Source organism: Nonomuraea sp. NPDC001636, from assembly GCF_040298265.1.
Classification (GTDB): Bacteria; Actinomycetota; Actinomycetes; order Streptosporangiales; family Streptosporangiaceae; genus Nonomuraea.
The window spans coordinates 260,533-282,365 of record NZ_JBEOZT010000006.1 but is presented as its reverse complement, the minus strand read 5'-3'; the positions used below and the strand labels follow the sequence as shown (position 1 = coordinate 282,365).

The window sequence follows — 21,833 nt, the reverse complement described above, 5'->3', positions numbered from 1 at the left end:
CGTGACAGGCAAGGCGCAGCCGTCGAGGGCGCGTCCCGTCTGGGTGGCGGGCGCCCTCGCCGTGCTGGCCCTCACGATGGTCGCCGGGCTGCTCGGCGGCGCGGCGGACATCTCGCCGTGGCAGGTGGTCCTCCAGGTGGCGGACTGGTTGCCGTTCGTCTCGGCCGACTCGGGCCTCGCGCCGGTCGAGCAGGGCCTGCTGTACGAGCTGCGCCTGCCCAGGGTGCTCGTCGCCGCGGTCGTGGGCGGCCTGCTGGCCATGGCCGGCGCCGGGTACCAGGGCGTGTTCCGCAACCCGCTGGCCGACCCGTACCTGCTGGGGGCCGCCTCCGGCGCCGGGCTGGCCACGACGCTGGCCATCGTGCTGCTGCCCGGCGCCAGCGGGAGCATCCCCGTCGCCGCCTTCGCCGGGGCGGTGGGCGGGGTGTTCCTGGCGTACACGCTGGGCAACGCGGCCGGCCGCTCCGGCGGCACCGGAGGCACCGGCGGCGGCACCGCGACATTGGTGCTGGCCGGGGTGGCGGTCACGTCGTTCCTGACCGCGATCCAGACGTTCGTCCAGCAGCTCAAGGTCGAGGAGCTGGAGCGCATCTACTCCTGGATCCTCGGCGACGTCGGCGGCGGGTGGGACCAGCTCCTGCTGGTGCTGCCGTACGCCGCGGTCTCCTCCGTCCTGCTCCTGCTGCACGGCCGGATGCTGGACGTGCTCAGCGTCGGCGACGAGGAGGCCGGCAGCCTCGGCGTGCGGGCCGGCCGGGTGCGCCTGACCGTCCTCGTGGCCGCCTCGCTGGCCACCGCGTCGGCCGTCGCGGTCAGCGGGCTCATCGGGTTCGTCGGCGTGGTCGTGCCGCACGTCGTCCGGCGGCTGGCGGGCGGCTCGTACCGGATCGTGCTGCCGCTGTCGCTGATCGGCGGCGCGGCCTTCCTCGTGGCGGCCGACCTCATCGCCCGCACCGTGATCGCGCCGGCCGAGCTGCCCATCGGGGTCGTCACGATGTTCGTCGGGGCGCCGTTCTTCGTCGGCGTCCTGCGCATGACCAGGCGGGTGGCCACGTGATCGGCGTACGGGCCCTGTCGGTGCGCCTGGGCGAGCGCGACGTGCTGACCGGCGTCGACGCGCACGTGCGGCGCGGCGAGTGGCTGGCGATCATCGGCCCCAACGGCGCGGGCAAGTCCACGCTGCTCAAGACCGTCATGGGCGCGATCGTCCCGCACCAGGGCGAGGTCGTGCTCGACGAGCGCCCGCTCGCCGCGCTCAGGCCCCGCGAGCGCGCCCGGCTGCTGGCCTACGCCCCGCAGACGCCCGCCCTGCCGCCCGACATGACGGTCTTCGACTACGCCCTGCTGGGACGCACGCCGTACATCCCCTACCTGGGACGGGAGAGCCGGCACGACCGCGAGGTGACCGCGTCCGTGCTGGACCGGCTGGACCTGACCTCCTTCGCCGGACGCCGCGTCGGCGAGCTGTCCGGCGGCGAGCGCCAGCGCGTCGTGCTGGCCAGGGCGCTGGCCCAGCAGGCCCCCGTGCTGCTGCTCGACGAGCCCACCACCGCGCTCGACCTCGGCCACCAGCAGCAGGTGCTGGAACTCGTCGACCGCCTGCGCCGCGCCGACGGCCTGACCGTCGTCACCACCCTGCACGACCTGACCGTCGCCGGCCTGTACGCCGACAGCCTGATGCTGCTGGCCGACGGCCACGCCGCCGCCACGGGCCGCCCCGAACAGGTGCTCACCGAGGCGCTGATCGGCCGGCACTTCGACGCCCGTGTCAAGATCGAGCCGGGCCCCGACGGGCGGCCCGTGGTGCACCTGGTGCGAGGTGGGACGTGAAGCTGACCTATCGCGTGGAGGAGGGGGCCCGGCTGGGGTCCCTGCTGTGGGAGTTCGGTCCCGGCTTCCGCATGATCTCCTCGGCCATGCTCGGCGGCGGCATCGGCCCCCGCGAATGGGTGCTGAACGCCCAGGTCGTGGCCGGTTACGCGCGGATGGACCCGGTGGACCACCTGGTCGAGCTGGGCCCGCCCGGCCCCGGCGTCGGCATGCTGACCGCCGCCTCCGTCGACCGGTACGTGCGGGCCGCCGACGGGGGAGCGGAGGCCGTGGCCACCGTCGGGCTGCGCGTCCCCACCTGGGCCGCCGCCCCCGAGGGCGCCGCCGACCCCGAACTCGCCCCCATGCGGGCGGGGACCGTCAACATCGTGACCGTCCTGCCCGTCGCCATGACCGACGCCGCCCTGGTGAACCTGGTCATGACGGTCACCGAGGCCAAGACCCAGGCGCTGATCGAGGCCGGCTACCCCTGCACGGGCACCGCCTCGGACGCCGTCTGCGTGGTGGTGCCGCAGGACGGCCCCGAGCAGCTCTTCGGCGGCCCCCGCTCGGAGTGGGGCGCCCGCGCGGCCCGCGCCGTCCACACCGCCGTCCGCCGCGGCGCCGAGGCGTGGCGACCCGGTGACTACAGGTGACGATTTTGGGGGAAGTAGCATGTGGACAAGGGCGTGACTCCCGATACTGAGTGGGTGACCGCAACGCCGATCGATCCCCCCACAAGGTGCACCGTTCTTCCCGGCCCGGACGATGACCTCCTTACGTTCCCCAACGGCGGGAACCGTTACGAGCGCGTCTACGGGAGCCTGGTGGTGAGTCCTCCCTCCACCCCCGATCACCAGCGAGTGATCAGCCGGCTGCTGGTGATCCTCGACGACGCGGCCACGCCCGGGCTGGAGCCCTTGCCGGGCGTCGGCGTTCGCGCCGGCGAGGGGTGCCTCCACATCCCCGACCTCGTCGTGGTGCCCGAGAAAGCCTGCGGGTCGGGGCCGCTCGTGCCCAGCGACGTGCTGCTGGCCGTGGAGGTCGCGGGCCCGCACACCCGACTGCTCGACGGTACGAGCAAAGTGCTGGTCTACGCGGCAGCCGGAATCCCCGTCTACTGGCGTGTGGAGCCCGACGAGGGGCCGACGCTCTACGTCTACGAGCTCGACGACGACTCCTACAAGGGGCCCGTCGCGTACGAGGCGGGCACCACGGTCAGTCTCTCGACGCCCTATCCGGTGAGTTTCGACCCGGCCGTCCTGACCGGTCCCCGGGGGTCGAAGCCGTAGTCGTTCGCGGCGCCCTGGGCGGTGATGTGGCCGGACTCCAGGTCGGCCAGGATCGCCGCCGGGTCCCTTTCCGACGGGGGGCCGAGGCCGCCGCCGCCCGTGGTCTCCACGACGAACGCCTCGCCCGCCGCGAACCGCACGTTGTTGACCTTCGAGGCCAGGCGTTCCACCCGCCCGTCCAGGTGGCGCTTGTGGAAGCCGCCCACCCTGCCGGGCAGGCCGCCGTCCCGGCCCGGGGGCGGGAGGCGCAGGCGGTCGCCGCGGGTGGTGACGTGGCAGTCGGCCAGGAAGCGGTACACGGTACGCGAGCCGAGCCCGCCACGGAAGCGGCCGGGGCCGCCGGAGTCGGCGATCGTCCCGACCGACTCCACGATCAGCGGGCAGCGGCTCTCCACCGGCTCGGCCTGCGGCACCGAGTTGCGGCCGATGCCGAAGTGCACGCCCGTCGCGTCCGGCCCGTCCAGCCCCTGCCGGGCGCCCACGCCGCCGAAGTCGTAGGACAGGTGGATCCAGTACGGCGCCCCCACCGCCGCGATCGAGAACGGCTGGAGGATCCCGCTGGCCGCGATCGCGCGGTCCGGCATCGCGTCCGACATCGCCTGGAACACGGCTTCCATGGCGGCGTAGATGGGGACGTACCGGCCGCCGCACGGATACGGGGAACGGGCGTTCAGCAGGGAGCCCTCCGGCAGGACGACCTCGATCGCGCGCAGGCAGCCGTCGTTCATCGGGATCGTCGGGTCCAGGAAGCAGCGCACCGCGAAGACGGCCGCCGCCAGCGACTGCGACGCCGAGGCGTTGATCGCGGCGGGCACCTGCGGCCCGGTGCCGGTGAAGTCGAGGACGGCCGCGTCCCCGCCGAGCGTGACGGCGACCCGTACGTCGTGCGCCACCCCCGGCCGCACCCCGTCGTCGTCGATCGGGTACGACGCCTCGAACCGTCCCCGGGGCAGCTCCGCCAGCGCCGCGCGGGTCCTGGTCTCGGTGTGGTCCAGGTAGTCCTCGACGCCCGCGGCCAGGCCCGCCACGCCGTACTCGGCCATCAGGGACTCCACGCGGGCGGCGGCCACCGCCGTCCCGGCGACCAGCGCCCGTACGTCGCCCATGACCTTGTCGGGCGTGCGGCTGTTGGCCCGCAGGACGGCCTCCACGGCCGGTTCGAGGCCGTCCAGGGTGGCCAGGCGGACCGGCGGGAGCTGGAGCCCTTCGAGGAAGATGTCGGTGGCCAGCGGCGCCATCCCGCCGGCCGACAGCCCGCCCAGGTCGGAGACGTGGATCATGGTGGCGGTGAAGTACGCCGGCACCCCGCCGGCGAACACCGGCCGGTAGACCAGCAGGTCGTTGGTGTGCACGCCGCCCCGGTAGGCGTCGTTGAGCGCGTACGCCTCGCCGGGCCGCATGGTGTGCGGCGGGACGTCCTTCAGCAGCTCGGGCAGCGCGACCTTCAGCGCCATGCTGTTCATCAGCGTGGTCGCCATGGACTGCGCGACCAGGCGGCCCCCGGCGTCCAGGATCGCCGCCGAGGCGTCGGAGCCCTCCACGATGAACGTCGAGTACGCCGACCGCACCACCACGATGCTGGCCTCCTCGGCGGCCACGACCAGCGCGTTCCTCAGCACCTCGGCGGTCAGCGCGTCGTTCACGCGGCGCCCTCCAGGGTCAGGCGCACCGCGCCCGACGGGCCGGCCGCGGCCCGCCAGCCGGGCGGGACGACGATCGTGGACTCGGCGTCCTCGACGATCGCCGGGCCGCGCACCCGGTCCAGCGTCCGCCGCGTGTGCACGGGGACGTCGAGCCATCCTCCGGCCTCGGGGAAGTACGCCCTCCTGCGCCCCTCCACGCCGCCGCCCGCGTCCCCACCAGACCCAGGCGCGGCGGGCGCGGCGGGCGCGGCGGCGTCGGTGACGCGGACGCGGTAGCTGACCAGCTCGATCTCCCCCTGCTGGACGATCCCATACACCTGCTGATATTTCGCGAAGAATCGCGACGCCAGCTCCTCCCGCGACTCCGCCCAGTCCACGGTCAGGTCGTGCGACTGGCCCTTGAACCGCACGTCCACCGACCGGGCCACCCGCACCCGGGCGACGCCCAGGTCGGCGGCGGCGTCGGCGGCCAGCGCGGCGAAGACCTCCTCCGGGTCGCCCGCGTCCAGCCGCGACAACACCCGGTCCGTCGAGAGCGCCCCCGACAGCAGCCCGGCCGCCGAGGCCACCCCGCAGTACGCGGGCACCACCACCGTCGCGATCCCGAACCGCCGCGCCACCCCGGCCGCGTGCATCGGCCCCGCGCCGCCGAACGCCACCAGCGCGAACCCCCGCGGGTCGATCCCGCGCTGGACCGTCACCACGTGCACGGCCGCGGCCATCGAGGCGTTGACGATCTCGTGCACGGCGTGCGCCGCCTGCTCCCGCGACACCCCGAGCGGCCCGGCCAGCCGGTCCACGGCCTTGGCCGCGAGCGGCGCCGACAGCGGCATCGAGGCCGAGGAGAGGTAGCCGAGCACGAGGTCGGCGTCGGTGACCGTCGGCTCGCCGCCGCCGAGCCCGTAGCACGCGGGACCGGGGGAGGAGCCCGCCGACCGGGGCCCGACGCGCAGCGCGCCCGCCGGGTCCAGCCACGCGACGCTGCCCCCGCCCGCGCCGACCTCGGCCAGGTCGATGGCCGGGGTCTTGATCGGCACGCCGGTGCCCGCCCGCCGCCCGCCGAAGCTGCCCTTGCCGCCCACGTGGAACTCGTGGGTGATCTCCGGACGCCCCCCGCGCACCACGCACGCCTTGGCCGTCGTGCCGCCCATGTCGAACGAGATCACGTCCGGCAGCCCGGTCCCGGCCGCCGCCAGCACCCCGGCGGCCGGGCCCGACTCGATGGTGGACACCGCGCGCCGGGCCGCCAGCTCGGCCGAGACGACCCCGCCGCCGGACTCCATGACGTGCACGGGCGCGTCGATCCCGATCGCGGCCAGGCGCTCGCGCAGGCGCGACAGGTAGGAGGTCATCAGCGGGCCGATGTAGGCGGACATGATGGTGGTGGTGGCGCGCTCGTACTCGCGGATCTCGGGCCAGATCTCGCAGGAGGCCACCACGTGCGGCACGTGCTCGCGCAGGATCGCCGCGGCCCGCCGTTCGTGGGCGGGCTCGGCGTAGGAGTGCAGCAGGCAGACGGCCGCCGAGGTGATGCCGCGCCGGGCGATCTCCGCCGCGGCCCGCCGCACCGAGCCGGGGTCCAGGGGGGTGAGCACGGCGCCGCGGGCCGAGACGCGCTCGTCCACCTCGAAGCAGTCGCCGGGCGCGACCGGGGGAGGGGGCGGCGTGAAGCGCAGGTCGTACCGGTCCTCCTCCACGCGGGCGTACCGGCCGAGCGGGACGGCGGCGCGGAAGCCCCGGGTGGTCACGAACGCCACCCGCGCGCCGGTGCGTTCGAGCACCGCGTTGGTCGCCAGCGTGGTGGCGTGCACGACCCGGGTGACCCGGGCGGGGTCTGCGGATCCGAGCGCGCGAGTAACGCCGGTGAGTATGCCCGCGATGGGGTCGTCGTGGGTGCTCAGACACTTGGCCACGGCGGTGACGCCGCCGGGGCCGCTCAGGACCACGTCGGTGAAGGTGCCGCCGACGTCGACGCCGATCGCGAAACCCATCCCGGTACGGTAGTTCCCCGAGCAAGCGCTTGTCTATGTATCGATCTATTGACTTACGGCATCTGATTGGGAACCTGGATCTATTCAGTGTTGGGAGCCAAGATGGCGCGCATCACAGCTCTGGCGGGCGGCGTGGCGGCGGCGCTCGTGCTGCTCGCGATCCCCGCCGCCCTCCCCGCCGCGGCCCACAACCATCCCAGCGGGATCACCGACCTGGTGACGCCGGCCGTGGTGCGGGTGGAGGCGGTGTCCCATGTGGAGATCACCCTGCTCGACCACATCGGCGAGCTGAAACACGTGGAGCGCTCCTACGACATCCCGTTCGCGTCGGGCACGGGGACCGTCGTCAACCCCGAGGGCGACGTCGTCACGCTCAGGCGCAACGCGGTCAACCCTGATGACGTCGCCGTCTACGCCGCCAACAAGATCTTCGCCGAGCACCACAAGGTGAAGATCCCGCTCGACTACCAAAAGCACAAGCTCAAGGACGACCTGCTCGACCACCACCTGCAGGAGTGCTACCCGCCCAAGACCAGCACCGCCACCTGCATCATCGACGTGACCACCGACATCACGGTGTTCACCAACGTCTCGCCGCCCGGCCAGGGCCTGAAGTACAAGTGCATCAAGGCCGGCAAGACCCCCGACACCCCCGCCGTGCTGGTCCCGCTCACGCCCGCCGCCGGCAGCGTGGGCATGCCCACCGCGCCGCTCGCCGACAAGGTGCCCGAGCAGGAGGGCTCGCCGACCAACGTGGCCGGCTTCCTCGGCCGGCCGGGGCCCGGCGTCCAGGAGACCGTGCAGATCGCCCACCTGGCCAAGGGCGGCCAGGCCGGCGTGTCCGGCAGGCCGTTCGCCGACCCGGAGAAGAAGGTGGACGAGCCGGTCAAGCTGGGCGCCCTGGCCGACCAGGGCCTGGCCGGCGCGCCGGTGATCGGCGACAAGGACGGGCACGTCATCGGCCTACTCATCGGCGGCGGCAAGTCGGCCACCATGCTGGGCGTCAGGGAGATCACCGCCACCCTGGCCGCGGCCAAGGTCGCGCCGCGCAGGGGCGCGATCGACACCGCCTTCGAGGCCGCGCTGACCCGCTACCACACCAGGTACTACACCGAGGCGGCGCCGGGCTTCCAGCGCGTCCTGGAGCTCTATCCCGGCAACGTGGTGGCCGCCACGCTGCTCAAGACGTCGCTGGCCAAGCGCGGCGGGCCCGAGGACCAGGGCACCAAGCAGGCGGCGGCGCCCCCGTCGCGCTCCACGCCGCTGTGGCCGTTCCTGGTGGCGGCCGGGCTGCTGCTCATCGCCGGGGCCGGCCTGGTGTTCCTGCTGTGGCGGCGGCGGGCCCCGGAGAGACCGGCCGAGCTGCCGGAGACCCTGCCGGTGCCCTCGCCGTTCGACGAGGGCGCCAGCCAGACCGTCGTCGTGCGCCGCTCGCAGCCGTTCCTGGCGGTCCCGCAGCAGCAGCAGGTGATGACCGCCCCCGACTCGCCGCCGGTCAAGTACTGCACCTCGTGCGGCATGCGGCTCGGCCCGGCCCATCGTTTCTGCGGCTACTGCGGCCATCCCATCGAGACGTGATGCAATTGAACGACAGATCGCTCATCGGCCAGGAGGTGGCCGGGTACTACATCGAGGACATCGTCGGCAAGGGCGGCATGGCCGTCGTCTACCTGGCGCTCGACCCCCGGCTCAGCCGCCGCGTGGCGTTGAAGATCCTCAACCCGGTGCTCTCCGTGGACGACAGGTTCCGCCAGCGCTTCATCCTGGAGTCCAGGACGGTCGCCAGCATCGAGCACCCCAACATCATCCCCATCTACGAGGCCAACGCCGACGCCGACGGCGTGCTGTACATCGCCATGCGCTACGTGGACGGCCTCGACCTGCGCCGGCTCATCTACGACCGGGGCCCGCTGCCGCTCGCCCAGGCCAGCCAGATCTTCGCCCAGACGGCCGCAGCGCTCGACGCCGCGCACGCCCACGACCTGATCCACCGCGACGTGAAACCGGCCAACATCCTGCTGGCCGGCGACCACGTCTACCTGACCGACTTCGGCATCACCAAGCACCGCTCGTCGATCTCCGGCCTGACCCAGACCGACCAGTTCATCGGCACGCCCCGGTACATGTCGCCCGAGCAGATCAACAAGGAGCACATCGACGGTCGGTGCGACCAGTACGCGCTGGCCTGCGTGGTCTACGAGGCGCTGAGCGCGCGGCTGCCGTTCCAGCGGGAGAACGACATCGCGCTGCTGTGGGCGCACCTGGCCGAGCAGCCCGTGCCGCTGTCGCAGCTGCGTCCCGAGCTGCCGCCGCAGGTGGACGTCGTGATGGCGCGCGCCCTCGCCAAGGCGCCGGAGCAGCGCTACGCCACCTGTGTCGAGTTCGTGACCGCGCTGCGCGACGCGATCAGCGGCCAGGAGGCCGAGCCGGGCGGCCGGCACCCGTCGGGGCCCCATCTGGTCCCGCACGCCGTCCCGCGCACCGGCCCGCACGCGGCGCCGGTCCCGGGGGCGGCGGGCCCGCCGGCAGGCCCTCGTACGGGGCCTCAGGCCGTCCCTCAGGCCGGCCCGCAGCAGAGCCCGTACGCGGTGCCCGGCACGGGCCCGCACGGCCTGGGGCAGCCCTCCGGGCCGCACGAGGACCATTCCCGGCGCGCGGCCCCCACCCATCCCACGGCTCCGCCCAGGCGGCCGGGGCGGCTGCCGATCGTGGCGGTCACGCTGGTGGCCGCCGTGGCCGCGCTGACGCTGGTCGCGATGATCATCTTCAACCACCGCGGCGACACCTGGTCGCGCTACGCCGCCAGCGCCGCCGCGCCGCTGGCCTTCGAGTACCCCGGCGACTGGACCGCGCGCACCCACCAGGACCTGTTCGCCGTGGCCTCGCCGCACGCCACCGAGTTCGAGTCGCTGTTCGTGGCCGGTCCGGGCGCCGACTGGTCGGCGATCTCCCAGATCGTCGCCGACGACCCCGACAGCGCCGTGGGCGTGTACGTCCAGGTCTCCGACACCCTCGACGCGGGCGGCGACTCCGAGCAGATGAAGAGCAAGATGGACAACCTGCTGCCCGGCCAGGTGGACCTGGGCAAGCCGGTCCAGGACCAGGCGGGCAGCAGCCCGGCCACCCGCTTCGACGGCGTGCTGCACGACCCGGCCGGCGGCACCCGGCTCGGATTCGTCAGCTACGTCATCGACCGTCAGCCCAAGACCATGCTCGTGATGTACTTCTGCGCCAAGAACACCTGCGACGACGCCGTCCAGACGCGCATCAGGCAGAGCGTGCGCCCCACGTAGACTTGGAACTGACTTGTGCCCGGCTTGACCTGGGTGTCCAAGCCGGGCATCGGCCGTCTACCCTCCGCCTGTGGGCATACGAATCGTCATCGCCGACGACCAGGCGATGGTCAGGGCCGGGTTGCGCATGGTCGTCGAGAGCGACCCCGGCATGGAGGTCGTCGGCGAGGCCGGCGACGGACGCGAGGCCATCGCGGTGGCCCGCCGCACCAGACCCGACATCGTCCTGATGGACATCTCCATGCCCCGGCTCGACGGGCTCGCCGCGGCCAAGGAGCTGCTGGACACGCCCTCGCCGCCCAAGGTCATCACGCTCACGACGTTCGACACCGACGAGAACCTCTACGCCGCGCTGCGCGCCGGCACCAGCGGGTTCCTGCTCAAGGTGTCGCCGCCCGAGCAGCTGCTGGAGGCGATCAGGGTGGTGCACTCCGGCGACGCGCTGCTCGACCCGGCCGTGACCAGCCGGGTCATCGCCACGTTCGCCGGGCGCGCCGACCCCACGCCCTCGCCGATGCTGGCCGAGCTGACGCCGCGCGAGCTGGAGGTGCTGCGGCTGCTGGCCAGGGGGCTGACGAACGCCGAGATCGCCAGGGACCTGTACGTCGGCGAGGCCACGGTCAAGACGCACGTGGCCAGGGTGCTGATGAAACTGTCCCTGCGGGACCGGGCTCAGGCGGTCGTCTTCGCCTACGAATCAGGGGTTGTGCGTCCCGGCGCGGCCTGAGGTTTGACGGACAGGGGGGTACGTATGTGTATATTTTCCGTGAGAAGGCGGTAGTAACAGGAGATATTTCATGCCATCGTTCCCCCGGGTGCTGTTCGACGAGGCCCACAGCGAGTCGTGGACCATCCGCCGCGAGGTCGCCGAGACCATCAACCCCGCCCATCCCGACGACAACAGCTACGCGCGCGCGGCCGCCGCGCTGCGCCATCTGGGGCACGACGTGCTCGCCCACACCGAGGGCGCCCTGACGGCCGCGGTGCTGGCCGGCCAGGACGTCCTGGTGATCGCCCACCCGTCCGGCGACCGGTGGGAGCGCACCACCGGCCACGGCAGCCCCGTCTTCGCCGCCGCCGAGCTGGACGCCGTCGAGGCTTTCGTGGCCGAGGGCGGCGGGCTCGTGGTGCTGGCCGAGGAGGAGCAGGACAAGTACGGCAACAACGTCGCCGAACTGCTCGCCCGCTTCGGCGTCGGCGTCGGTCACACGACCGTGCGCGACCCGAGGAACGCCCATCGCGAGGTCGCCACCTGGGTGCTCGCCGAGCGCGCCACGGGCGACGGCGTGCTGGCCGGCGTGCAGCGGGCCTGCTTCTACCGCTCGGGCGTCCTGACCGCCCCCGAGGAGGCGACGGTGCTGTTCGCCACCTCGGCCACCGCCGACCCGGCGGGCGCGCCGCTGGCCCTCGCCCTGCGGCACGGCAAGGGCCGCGTCGTCGTGTTCGCCGACTCCGACCTGTTCGGCGACGACTCGATCGAGGACTACGACCACCGCAGGCTCTGGGGCAACGTGATCACCTGGGCCGCCCGCGTCCCCGGCGGCGACGAGGCCGCCGGATCCCGGGACGAGGCCAAGGCCGCGCTGTTCGCCCGGCTCAAGGAGGCCGTGGAGGAGCTGAAGCCGCTCCAGGTCAAGGACGGCTCGGTGCCGGAGGAGAAGGAGCGGGCCAAGGCGCTGGTCGCCGAGATCGGCCGCCGCGTGGGCGAGATCGCGCCCTACTTCCCCCATGACGCCGCCTACCTCCAGGCCGTCCAGGACGACCTGGCCGCCTGGGCCGAGCAGGACCTCGGCGTGCCCGACTTCCTGCGCGCCCTGGACCTCTTCCACCCCGACACCCAGCGCGTGGACGGCCTGGAGCACGTCGTGGTGTTCCCCATGTACACCCAGAACGGCAATCTCGACCGCAACCTCGAAGCCGTCTGGATCCGCACCATCTGGCCCGACTGGCTGGCCCGGCTGGAGGCCGGCGGCTACGACAACCCGATGTTCGTGCCGATCGCCTTCGAGGACTTCACCTCCGGCTACGACACCCACTCGGCCGTGCTGTTCCCCGAGACGGTCGCGGTGAGCCAGGCCCCGGCCCGCTTCACCTGGGGCGGCATCTTCGCCGACCGCGAGTCCGCCCGGTTCCGCCGGGTCTCGGCGGCGGCCGCCGCCACGCTCCGGCTCGACCTGCCGCCGGACGCCGCCCGCCTGCTGGACTCCCAGCAGCTCGCCCAGGACACGTTCGTCCTGTGGGACCTGATCCACGACCGCACGCACAGCCACGGCGACCTGCCGTTCGACCCGTTCATGATCAAGCAGCGGATGCCGTACTGGCTGTACTCGCTGGAGGAACTGCGCTGCGACCTGACGGCGTTCGGCGAGGCCGTGGAGCTGGAGAACAAGGGCGTGCCGCACGCCCGGTACGTGCAGCTCGCCATCCTGTTCGACCGGCTGTTCAGGTTCCCGGTCACCGGTGACCGGGTGCGCAACTACGACGGGCTCGGCGGCCAGCTGCTCTTCGCGTACCTGCACCGCAACGACATCGTCCGCTGGACCGACAACCGGCTCACGATCGACTGGGAGCGGGTCGCCGACGGCGTGGCCGACCTGCGGGGCGAGGTCGAGAAGTTGTACCGCGACAGCATCGACCGGTCCAAGCTGGCCCACTGGCTGGCCGCGCACGAGCTGGTCAGCGCGTACGTGCCGCCGGCGCCCGGCTCGGTGTGGGCCAAGGGCGTCCAGGCCCTGCCCGAGGAGCAGAAGGCCAAGGTGGACGCGGTGCTGCCGGACGAGTTCCCGCTCAGCATGTTCTACGAGGCTCTGCGCCGTAAGCTGACAGACGTGGTCGAGTCGACTAAGGGGATCCGCGCATGATCATCCTGGTGACGGGGGCCGGCGGCCCCACGGGTGAAGCCGTTTCCGGGCATTTCCGCAAGCAGGGGCACACCGTGATCGGGGTCGACAAGGACGACGTCGACCTGCTCGACCGCGCGGCCGTCCAGGACCTCGCGGCCCGGATCGACGCCGAGCACGGCCGGGTCGACGGCGTGGTCCACCTGGTCGGCGGCTGGCGCGGCGCGCGCACGTTCGCCGACACCAGCCTGGAGGACTGGGACGCCCTGCACGACCTGCTGATCCGCACGCTCCAGCACGTGTCGCTGGCCTTCGAGCCGCTGCTGCGCAAGAGCGACAACGGCCGGTTCGTGATCATTTCCGCCAAGGCCGCCCAGCGCCCCACGGCGGGCGGCGCGGCCTACGCGGCGGCCAAGGCGGCCTCGGAGGCGTGGACGCTCTCCCTGGCCGACGCGCTGTCCGGCACGAACGCGGCAGCGGTCATACTGGTGGTGAAGGCCCTGGTCAACGACGCGATGAGGGCCGCGAAGCCGGAGGCGAAGTTCCCCGGCTTCACCGACGTCGGCGACCTGGCGGAGGCGATCGCCGGCCTCTACGACCGCCCCGCCGCAGACATCAACGGCACCCGATTGGACCTCACTTCTTGATCCCCCGGCACGACCCCCAGCTCAAGGCGTTCGCCAGCGACAACTACGCCGGCGTGCACCCGGAGATCCTCCAGGCCATCGTCCAGGCCAACGGCGGTCACCAGATCGCCTACGGCGACGACGTCTACACCGAGGCGCTGCAGCAGGTCTTCCAGCGGCACTTCGGCGACGGGGCGCGGGCCTGGCCGGTCTTCAACGGCACGGCGGCCAACGTGGTCTCGCTGCGCGCGATGACCGCCCACTGGGAGGCGGTCATCTGCGCAGAGAGCGCCCACATCCACACCGACGAGGGCGGCGCCCCCGAGGTGGCGGGCGGCATCAAGCTGCTCACCGTGCCCACGCCCGACGGCAAGCTCACCCCCGAGCTGATCGACCGCCAGGCGTGGGGCTTCGGCGACGTGCACCGGGCCCAGCCCAAGGTGGTGTCCATCTCCAACACCACCGAGTGGGGCACCGTCTACACGCCCGAGGAGATCGCCGCGATCTGCGCCCACGCGCACGAGCTCGGCCTGCTCGTCCACCTCGACGGCTCGCGGCTGACCAACGCCGCCGCCGCGCTCGACGTGCCGATGCGGGCCCTGACCACCGACGCGGGCGTGGACGTGCTCTCCTTCGGCGGCACCAAGATCGGCCTGCTGTACGGCGAGGCCGTCGTGGTGCTCAACCCGTCGGCGGCCACCGGCGTCGACTACATCCGCAAGACGTTCATGCAGCTGTCGTCCAAGATGCGGTTCGTCTCGGCGCAGTTCGAGGCGCTGCTCTCGGGCGACCTGTGGCTGCGCAACGCGCGGCAGGCCAACGCCATGGGGCGGCGGCTGGCCGAGGCCGTGGGGCGCATCCCGGGCGTCACGCTGCCCCGGCCCGTGGAGGCCAACGCGGTCTTCGCGATCCTGCCGGCGGACGTCACCGAGCGGCTGCAGAAGCGCTTCCGCTTCTACACCTGGAACGAGGCGACCGGCGAGGTGCGCTGGATGTGCGCCTTCGACACCACCGAGGCGGACGTCGACGCGTTCGCGGCGGCGGTCGCCGAGGAGATGCGGGCCTGACCCGCGGTCAGGAGGCGTGCCGCTCCGCCTGCGTGGCCAGGCGGGCGGCCTGCCAGCCGCCCATCCCGTGCACGCCGGGCCCCGGCGGCGTCGAGGACGAGCAGAGGAACACCCCCGGCAGCGGGGTGCGCCAGGGCGCGGCCGACCAGACCGGCCGCCGCACGAGCTGGACCAGGTCGTTCAGCCCGCCGCCGATGTCGCCGCCGACCAGGTTGGGGTTGCCCGCCTCCAGGGCGGCGGGGCCGGTCGCGTGCCTGGCCAGCACCCGGTCGCGGAAGCCGGGCGCGTAACGCTCGATCTGGTCCTCGACGACGTCCGTCATGTCCGCCGCCGAGCCGTTGGGGACGTGGCAGTAGGCCCACAGCGTGTGCCCGCCCCTGCTCGGATCGGCCGCGTACGGCTGCACGACCAGCACGTACGGGCGGGGCGAGTGCCGTCCGGCGGCGACCTCCGCCTCGGCGAGCGCGATCTCCTCCAGCGTCCCGCCGAGGTGCACGGTCCCGGCCCGCGCGACCTCCGGGTCACGCCAGGGCACCGGGCCGTCGAGCGCCCAGTCCAGCTTGAAGACGCCGGGCCCGTACCGGTAGCGGCGCAGGCCGCGGCGGTAACCGGCGGGCAGGTCGGCCATCGCGAGGAACTGCCGGGGCGTCACGTCGAGCACCACCGTCCGGGCGTCGAGCTCGTCGAGCCGCTCGACCCGGTGGCCGGTCACCGCCTCGCCGCCCAGCGAACGCAGCTCGGCCACCAGGGCGTCGGCCAGCACCTGCGAGCCGCCGCGCACGACCGGCCAGCCCACCAGGTGGGCCAGCGCCCCCAGCACCAGCCCGTAACCGGCGCTGACCGGGGAGCGCAGGTCGAGCATGGAGTGCGCGGCCAGCCCGGCCAGCAGCGCCCGCCCCTCGACGGTGCGCAGCGCCCCGCGGCCGAACGTCGTGGCCGGCAGCGCGGCCGCGGCCCCGAACCCGGCCGCCCGCGCGAACGTGCGCGGCCCGGCCCGCCACGGCCCGAGCGGGCTGAGCAGCACCTCCATGAGCGGGAACCCGGCCCGCGCCGCCGCGCCCGCGGTCGCCTGCCAGACCCGGCCGTCCCTGCCGAGCCCTTCGGCCGTACGGGCCGCGTCGCGGTGCAGCAGCACGGCCGGACGGTCGTCGAGCGGATGGGCCGCGGCCACCGGGGGATGGGCGAACTCGACCCCCTTGAGGTCGAGCGCCCGCATCGCCGGCGAGGCCAGCGCCATCGCCATCACGATGGCGCCCAGGTCGTGCACCCGGCCGGGCAGCGTCAGCTCGCCGGAGCGCAGCCCGCCGCCGAACCGGTCGGCCGCCTCCAGCAGCAGCACCTCGCGCCCGGCGCGGGCCAGCATGACGGCGGCGATCAGCCCGTTGGGGCCCGACCCCACGACGACCGTCTCAGCCCTTGCGGTGACCATGGCGCCCGCCCTTCCGCGCTCCGGGGTCCCAGCCTCTCACGCCGCCCGGCGCGGGGGTTCAGGAGGCCAGGATCGACGGGTACGGCTGCGCGCCCCGCTGCTTGAGCAGGTCGGTCATCAGCCTGATCTCACCGCTCTGCCCCTGGACGATCTTCTGGGCCATGCCGGCCACCTCGTCCCGCGTGGACAGCTTGAGCAGCCCCTCGGCCATCTCCACGCCGCCCTCGTGGTGGCGGATCATGAGCTGCAGGAACAGCACCTCGGCCTGGACGCCCTGCAGCTCCTTGAGCTTGGCCAGCTCCTGCGGCGAGGCCATGCCGGGCATCGCGCCCGGAGCCGTGCCCGGCGCCGCGGGCGTGGCGCCGTGGCCGTGGCCCGCCATCCAGGCCATCGGGCGCTGGTCGGTCGCCTGGTCGAGACCCCACTGCTGCAACCAGCCCTGGAACATGCCGCGCTGGTTGGACTGCGTGGTGATGATGTCGAAGGCGAGGTTCCTGATCTCCTTGGCCGGGCCCTTGTCCCGGATGACGAACGCCATCTCCACGGCCTGCGCGTGATGCGTGGCCATGTCGCGGGCGAACCCGGCTTCCGGCGAGGAGTCTCCGGGCGTGGAGTCGCGGCCGAACAGCAGGAACGCCGCGGCGAGGAGCACCAGCACGGCGCAGACGATCAGAACGGGTTTTCTGGCGGGCTTTTCCATGGCCAGTCCAGCGTACCCATCCCCGCGCAAGCTGTGATCCGACGCTTATGCGCCTCTTATTCTCCGCATACGCCGGCAGGGCATAGGGTGACCGGAGTCAGGTACGCCGATGGAGGGACGATGACGAAGGAGAAGGCGCAGGCGCGGCGCGAGCATCTGCAGAAGATGCGGGCCGAGCAGCAGCGCAAACAACGCCGCGCCGCACTGCTCATGTGGGGGACGGGCGGTCTCATCGTCGTGCTCCTCGTCGGCGTGGTCGGCTTCTACCTGGTCAACCAGGCGCGCGCGACCTCGCTCGACGCGGTGGCCGACTACAAGTACGAGGCCGGCCAGCACGTCGCCAAGACGGTCACGTACAAGGAGACCCCGCCCGTCGGCGGCGAGCACAACAACTACTGGCAGCAGTGCGCGGTCTACGACAAGCCGATCCACAACGAGCACGCGGTGCACTCGCTGGAGCACGGCGCGGTCTGGATCACCTACCGCCCCGACCTGCCCAAGGCGCAGCTCGACGCGCTGAAGGACGTGGCCACCTCCACCGGCCAGCAGGACTACATGCTGGTCAGCCCCTACCCGGGCCTGCCGGCGCCGATCGTCGCCTCGACGTGGGGCCACCAGCTCAAGCTCCAGGACCCGTCCGACCCCAAGCTCCCGGCCTTCATCAAGAAGTACCAGAACGGCCGTGACACCCCCGAGCCGGGCGCCATCTGCGGCGGCCAGGACGCCATCACCACCACGGCCGACCAGGCCCCGCTGCCGCCCGCGCCGACGGGCAACACCCCGATGGAGACGCTGGCGCCCTCGCCCAGCCAGTCCAAGTAACACCCCCTTCGCGACACGTCGAGGGCCCGGCTCCGGCCGGGCCCTCGACGCGTGTCCGGGGCTTCCGCTAGAGGTCGCCGACGAGCAGGCCGCGGCGCAGGCGGGCGTACTCCTCGAAGGAGATGCGGCCGTCGCCGTCGGCGTCGGCCCGCTGGAAGGCGGCCGAGAGCCCGTCGTCGCGGTTCCACAGCGTGCGGAACTCCGCGGCGGTGAGCTCGCCGTCGCCGTCGTGGTCGGCGAGGTCGAAGGTGGCGCGGAACATGGGGTTCAGCACGCCGTCGAGCGCGCCCGTGCGCACCAGCGCCTGGAAGGACTCGACGTACTCCTCCCTGCTGATCCGGCCGTCGTGGTCGGCGTCGAGGGCGTGGACGTGGACGTCCCAGGTGTCGAGGAACGCCGCCACGACCTTCTCGCCCTCGGGGGTGTCCGGCCGCGCGCCGGCCCGCCGGATGCGGTGGCGGGCCAGCGCGATGTAGTCGTCCTTGGTCAGGAAGCCGTCGCCGTCGGTGTCGAGGTCGTCGAAGTTGCGTTCCGCGCTGCCGCGCAGGAGCACCGGATCCATCCAAGCCTCCGTCGTCACGGATCGTCATGGTCTCGTGACTCACGGTAACGTGCGGATCCCCGGCGGCCAAGGCCCGGTCCCGTTTCGCGCGACCGGGCCCGCGGCTCAGGTCAGCGCCTCCTCCAGCGGCGACCACTCCAGGCCGTGCGCCTCGGCCACCGGCCGGCTGGTCAGGCGTCCCTCGTGGGTGCTCACGCCCGCGGCCAGGGCGGCGTCCGTGCGGACCGCCTCGCGCCACCCCTTGCCCGCGACGGCCAGCGCGTACGGCAACGTCACGTTGGTCAGCGCGAACGTCGAGGTGTGCGGCACCGCGCCCGGCATGTTGGCCACGCAGTAGAAGACCGACTCGTGCACCCGGTACGTCGGCTCGGCGTGCGTGGTCGGCCGCGAGCCCTCGAAGCAGCCGCCCTGGTCGATCGAGATGTCCACCAGCACCGAGCCCGGCTTCATCCGGCTCACCAGGTCGTCGGTGACCAGCGTCGGCGCCTTGGCCCCCGGCACCAGCACCGCGCCGATGACCAGGTCGGCCTCCAGCACGGCCTTCTCGATCTCCAGGGTGTTCGACGCGACCGTCTGGCAGTGGCCCTGGTAGATCATGTCCGCCTGGCGCAGCTTGTCGATGTTGCGGTCCAGGAGCAGCACCTCGGCCTGCATGCCGAGCGCGATGGCGGCGGCGTTCATGCCGGACACTCCGGCGCCGATCACCACGACGTTCGCCGCCCGCACGCCGGACACGCCGCCCATGAGCACGCCCCTGCCGCCCTGCGAGCGCATCAGGTGGTACGCGCCGACCTGCGGCGCCAGCCGTCCGGCCACCTCCGACATCGGGGCGAGCAGGGGCAGTGAGCCGTCCCTGTTCTGCACGGTCTCGTAGGCGATGGACGTGACGCCCGAGTCGAGCAGGGCCCTGGTCAGGGGGCCCGAGGCGGCCAGGTGGAGATAGGTGAACAGGATCTGGCCCTTGCGCATCCGGTGGTACTCCTCGGCCACCGGCTCCTTCACCTTCATGATCAGGTCGCACGCGGCCCACACCTCGTCGGCGTGCGGCGCGATGACGGCGCCCGCCGCGGCGTAGTCCTCGTCCGGGATGGCCGAGCCGAGGCCCGCCTGCCGCTCGACGTGGACCTGGTGCCCGTGGCGTACCAGTTCGTGGACGCCCGCGGGGGTGAGTGCGACGCGGTATTCGCTGTTCTTGACCTCGCGGGGAACTCCGACCTTCATGGGGTCATCCCTCGTTCGCGTGGAAAGTTGCCGACAACCTGCGTTCTCATATCCATTTTTCCTCCGATCTCACAGATAGGTGAGGATTTTTCGGCTGATTACCCCGCTGCTGCCCGTCCTCGATAAGCTCACCGGCAGCCCGAACGTCAGGATGGGGTCGTCAACGATGGACAGACCGGTAGAGGCGCCTCCCGCGGAGCCGGAAGAGCCGGAGGAGCCGAAGGCCAGCCGCCTCACCACCATCGTGCTGACCGTCTCGCTGGTGCTCGTCGTCGTCGTGGCGGGCGTGCTCGGCACGGTCGCCGTTCTGATGACCAGGAGCCCCGACAGCCCGCTGCTCGGCGGCGCGCCGCCGCAGCGCCTGGCCACCCCCATCCACTTCGCGCCGGTCAAGGAGACCAAGACCGCGCCCTGCCCGGGCGACCCGGCCGTGCTCGACGAGCAGCAGACCACCTGTTACCTCCTTGAGGACGGCGTCACGGTCGGCGCCGTGCAGCGGATCGAGGCCGTCCGGGGGACCGACAACTCCTACTCGGTGCGCGTCGCGGTCGCCCCGGTCTTCAAGGACCGGCTGGTGCGGCTCATCGACGAGCTCCAGCCCACGCAGCGGCAGGTCGCGATCGTGCTGGCGCCCGAGGGCGAGCAGACGCCGAAGACGGTCCTGGCCGCGCCGGTCGTCACGCAGAGCATGGAAGGCGACAGCCTGAGCATCGCGGGCTTCACCAAGGAGGAGGCCGACGCGCTGGTGGTCAAGATGCTCGGCACGCCGCCGTCCCAGCCGTCGCAGCCGCAGCCGTCCCAGCCGGGCACCGACCAGCAGCCCCAGCAGCCGACGAACCAGCAGCCGACGAACCAGCAGCCGACGGACCAGCAGCAGCCCACGAACCAGCAGCCGCCGAACCAGCAGCCGCAGCAGCCCACGGACACCGGCCAGGGCACCGCGACCACCGGCACGACCGCCCCCGCGGGCGTCGCCCGCGTCCCCGACAAGCGGTACGCCAGCTGCAAGGAGGCCCAGGCCGCCGGCGACGGCCCCTACACGCGCGGACGGCATGAGGAGTACTCCTGGTATCCCGACCTCGACCACAACGGCGTGGCCTGCAACAGCGCTGACATCCGCTAACCGAACAGGGCCCGGAGGGCGTCGATGCCGAAGTAGGCCAGGAAGATCAGCGAGACGGCCCACAACAGCCACGGGATCTCCGCGAACTTCCCCCGGGCCGCCTTGATCAGCGTGTACGAGATCACCCCGGCCCCCACCCCGTTCGTGATCGAGTACGTGAACGGCATCAGCGCGATCGTCAGGAACGCCGGCACGGCCAGCTCGATGTCGGTCCAGGGCACGTTCTTGGACTGCGTCATCATCAGCGCCCCGACCAGCACCAGCGCGGGCGCCGCCGCGGCCGCCGGCACCACCGCGGCGATCGGCGTGAACAGCAGCGTCAGCCCGAGCAGCGCCCCGGTCACGACGCTGGCCAGACCGGTGCGCGCCCCCTCGCCCACACCGGCGGCCGACTCGACGAAGACGGTGTTGGCCGAGGCGCTGACCGAGCCGCCGATCATGCCCGCGACGCCGTCGACGGTCAGGATGCGGCCCAGCCGCGGCACCCGTCCGACCTGGTCCACGAGCCCGGCCTCGTCGCTGACGCCGATGATCGTGCCCATCGCGTCGAAGAAGCCCGACAGCACCAGCGTGAACAGCACCACGGTCGCGGTCAGCGCGCCCGCCCTGGCGAACCCGCCGAACAGGTCGAACTGCCCCACCAGCCCGAAACTCGGCGCCGCGACCAGGGACTCGGGCATGTGCGGCACGACCACCCCCCACTCCTTGGCGGGGACCGATACCAGCGCGTTGACCAGGACGGCCAGCACCGCGGTGACCGCGATGCTGATGAGGATGGCGGCCGGGGTCCTGCGCACGTACAGGACGATCATCAGCAGCAGGCCGAAGCAGAACAGCGTGACCGGCCAGCCCGTGAGGTGTCCGGTCGCGCCGAGCTGCACGGGGGTGCCGGTGCCCCGGGCGACGAAACCCGCGTCCACCAGGCCGATCAGGGCGATGAACAGGCCGATGCCGACGCTGATCGCGTGCTTGAGCGCCAGCGGGATCGCGTTCATGATCAGGGTGCGCAGGCCGGTCACGGCCAGGACGATGATGACCGCGCCCTCCAGCACGACCAGGCCCATCGCCTGCGGCCAGGTCATGTGCGGCGCGGCCTGGTAGGCGACCACCGCGTTCAGCCCGAGCCCGGCGGCCAGCGCGAACGGCGCGTTGCCGACGAACGCCATGAGCAGTGTGGACAGCGCGGCCGCCAGCGCGGTCGAGGTGGTCAGCTCGGCGATGGACAGCCGGGCGCCGGTGACGTCCTTCGCGCCGGCCAGGATGATCGGGTTGAGCAGGATGATGTAGGCCATCGCCATGAAAGTGGTCAGGCCGCCGCGGACCTCGCGTCCGACGGTCGTCCCCCGCCCGGTCAGCTCGAAGAGTCTGTCGAGCACCACACGTCCCCCTCGTCATGGCGAGGGGAGTGCGGGTCA

General features: G+C 72.7%; 19 protein-coding genes. 12 read left to right on the top strand and 7 right to left on the bottom strand.

All coding sequences use genetic code 11. The annotated features are described in order from the left end of the window. Nucleotide 1 precedes the first annotated feature (1 nt). From ABT158_RS15425 to ABT158_RS15410, 4 genes are read left to right on the top strand one after another with little or no spacing between them, the layout of a single operon-like run. Complete coding sequence (locus ABT158_RS15425) at nt 2-1,057, top strand: FecCD family ABC transporter permease (protein WP_352353541.1); 1,056 nt, start codon at nt 2-4, stop codon at nt 1,055-1,057. Continuing rightward, nucleotides 1,054-1,830 carry an ABC transporter ATP-binding protein gene (locus ABT158_RS15420; protein WP_352323661.1) on the top strand — a complete coding sequence of 259 codons (777 nt, stop codon included), beginning with the start codon at nt 1,054-1,056 and terminating at the stop codon, nt 1,828-1,830. Before ABT158_RS15425 ends, ABT158_RS15420 begins: the two co-directional genes overlap by 4 nt. Then, the gene (locus ABT158_RS15415; RefSeq protein WP_352353539.1) at nt 1,827-2,465 is read left to right on the top strand and encodes an adenosylcobinamide amidohydrolase; all 639 of its coding nucleotides are present in this window, start codon (nt 1,827-1,829) and stop codon (nt 2,463-2,465) included. The genes ABT158_RS15420 and ABT158_RS15415 overlap by 4 nt, the downstream gene beginning before the upstream one ends. A 21-nt stretch (nt 2,466-2,486) precedes the next feature. Continuing rightward, nucleotides 2,487-3,101, top strand: coding sequence for a Uma2 family endonuclease (locus tag ABT158_RS15410; protein ID WP_352353537.1), 615 nt, complete (start codon nt 2,487-2,489; stop codon nt 3,099-3,101). On the opposite strand, the gene ABT158_RS15405 is transcribed toward ABT158_RS15410, so the two are convergent. Together ABT158_RS15405 and ABT158_RS15400 are read right to left on the bottom strand one after the other, a co-directional pair. Continuing rightward, nucleotides 3,044-4,744 carry a hydantoinase B/oxoprolinase family protein gene (locus tag ABT158_RS15405; RefSeq protein WP_352353535.1) on the bottom strand — a complete coding sequence of 567 codons (1,701 nt, stop codon included), beginning with the start codon at nt 4,742-4,744 and terminating at the stop codon, nt 3,044-3,046. The genes ABT158_RS15410 and ABT158_RS15405 overlap by 58 nt on opposite strands. Further along, complete coding sequence (locus tag ABT158_RS15400; protein WP_352353533.1) at nt 4,741-6,735, bottom strand: hydantoinase/oxoprolinase family protein; 1,995 nt, start codon at nt 6,733-6,735, stop codon at nt 4,741-4,743. The genes ABT158_RS15405 and ABT158_RS15400 overlap by 4 nt, the downstream gene beginning before the upstream one ends. A 102-nt stretch (nt 6,736-6,837) precedes the next feature. Between ABT158_RS15400 and ABT158_RS15395 the strand changes: the two genes are divergently transcribed. The 6 genes from ABT158_RS15395 (at nt 6,838) to ABT158_RS15370 (ending at nt 14,561) form a co-directional block, all read left to right on the top strand. Next, nucleotides 6,838-8,313: a hypothetical protein gene (locus ABT158_RS15395; protein WP_352353531.1), complete on the top strand. Its 1,476-nt coding sequence runs from the start codon at nt 6,838-6,840 to the stop codon at nt 8,311-8,313. Continuing rightward, nucleotides 8,313-10,028 (top strand): serine/threonine protein kinase, encoded by a 1,716-nt coding sequence (locus ABT158_RS15390; protein WP_352353673.1) that lies wholly within the window; start codon nt 8,313-8,315, stop codon nt 10,026-10,028. The genes ABT158_RS15395 and ABT158_RS15390 overlap by 1 nt, the downstream gene beginning before the upstream one ends. Nucleotides 10,029-10,098: 70 nt before the next feature. Further along, nucleotides 10,099-10,755, top strand: coding sequence for a response regulator (locus ABT158_RS15385; RefSeq protein WP_352353529.1), 657 nt, complete (start codon nt 10,099-10,101; stop codon nt 10,753-10,755). Between the two features lie 70 nt (nt 10,756-10,825). Continuing rightward, nucleotides 10,826-12,889 (top strand): DUF6421 family protein, encoded by a 2,064-nt coding sequence (locus tag ABT158_RS15380; RefSeq protein WP_352353527.1) that lies wholly within the window; start codon nt 10,826-10,828, stop codon nt 12,887-12,889. Next, the gene (locus ABT158_RS15375) at nt 12,886-13,515 is read left to right on the top strand and encodes an SDR family NAD(P)-dependent oxidoreductase (RefSeq protein ID WP_352353525.1); all 630 of its coding nucleotides are present in this window, start codon (nt 12,886-12,888) and stop codon (nt 13,513-13,515) included. The genes ABT158_RS15380 and ABT158_RS15375 overlap by 4 nt, the downstream gene beginning before the upstream one ends. Continuing rightward, entirely contained in the window at nt 13,512-14,561 is a 1,050-nt protein-coding gene (locus ABT158_RS15370) for a threonine aldolase family protein (protein ID WP_352353523.1), read from the top strand. The genes ABT158_RS15375 and ABT158_RS15370 overlap by 4 nt, the downstream gene beginning before the upstream one ends. 7 nt (nt 14,562-14,568) lie before the next feature. Here ABT158_RS15370 and ABT158_RS15365 read toward each other — a convergent pair whose 3' ends face one another. Together ABT158_RS15365 and ABT158_RS15360 are read right to left on the bottom strand one after the other, a co-directional pair. Then, nucleotides 14,569-15,990, bottom strand: coding sequence for a phytoene desaturase family protein (locus tag ABT158_RS15365; RefSeq protein ID WP_352353521.1), 1,422 nt, complete (start codon nt 15,988-15,990; stop codon nt 14,569-14,571). A 58-nt stretch (nt 15,991-16,048) separates the two neighbouring features. Beyond that, on the bottom strand, nt 16,049-16,690 hold the full coding sequence (locus tag ABT158_RS15360; protein WP_352353519.1) for a DUF305 domain-containing protein: 642 nt from the start codon (nt 16,688-16,690) through the stop codon (nt 16,049-16,051). A gap of 120 nt (nt 16,691-16,810) precedes the next feature. Here ABT158_RS15360 and ABT158_RS15355 point away from each other — a divergent pair, with 120 nt between their 5' ends. Further along, nucleotides 16,811-17,512 carry a thioredoxin-like domain-containing protein gene (locus tag ABT158_RS15355; protein ID WP_352353517.1) on the top strand — a complete coding sequence of 234 codons (702 nt, stop codon included), beginning with the start codon at nt 16,811-16,813 and terminating at the stop codon, nt 17,510-17,512. 67 nt (nt 17,513-17,579) lie between these two features. Here the strand turns inward: ABT158_RS15355 and ABT158_RS15350 are convergent, their stop codons facing one another. After that, nucleotides 17,580-18,074: an EF-hand domain-containing protein gene (locus ABT158_RS15350; RefSeq protein WP_352353515.1), complete on the bottom strand. Its 495-nt coding sequence runs from the start codon at nt 18,072-18,074 to the stop codon at nt 17,580-17,582. A gap of 105 nt (nt 18,075-18,179) precedes the next feature. Next, the gene (gene ald, locus ABT158_RS15345; protein WP_352353513.1) at nt 18,180-19,295 is read right to left on the bottom strand and encodes an alanine dehydrogenase; all 1,116 of its coding nucleotides are present in this window, start codon (nt 19,293-19,295) and stop codon (nt 18,180-18,182) included. Nucleotides 19,296-19,461: 166 nt separating this feature from the next. Here ald and ABT158_RS15340 point away from each other — a divergent pair, with 166 nt between their 5' ends. Continuing rightward, nucleotides 19,462-20,418, top strand: coding sequence for an excalibur calcium-binding domain-containing protein (locus ABT158_RS15340; RefSeq protein ID WP_352353511.1), 957 nt, complete (start codon nt 19,462-19,464; stop codon nt 20,416-20,418). Here ABT158_RS15340 and ABT158_RS15335 read toward each other — a convergent pair. Then, a complete protein-coding gene (locus ABT158_RS15335; RefSeq protein ID WP_352353509.1) occupies nt 20,415-21,794 on the bottom strand; it encodes an NCS2 family permease in 1,380 nt (459 codons plus the stop codon). The two genes, ABT158_RS15340 and ABT158_RS15335, sit on opposite strands and share 4 nt — an antisense overlap. Nucleotides 21,795-21,833: the final 39 nt, after the last annotated feature.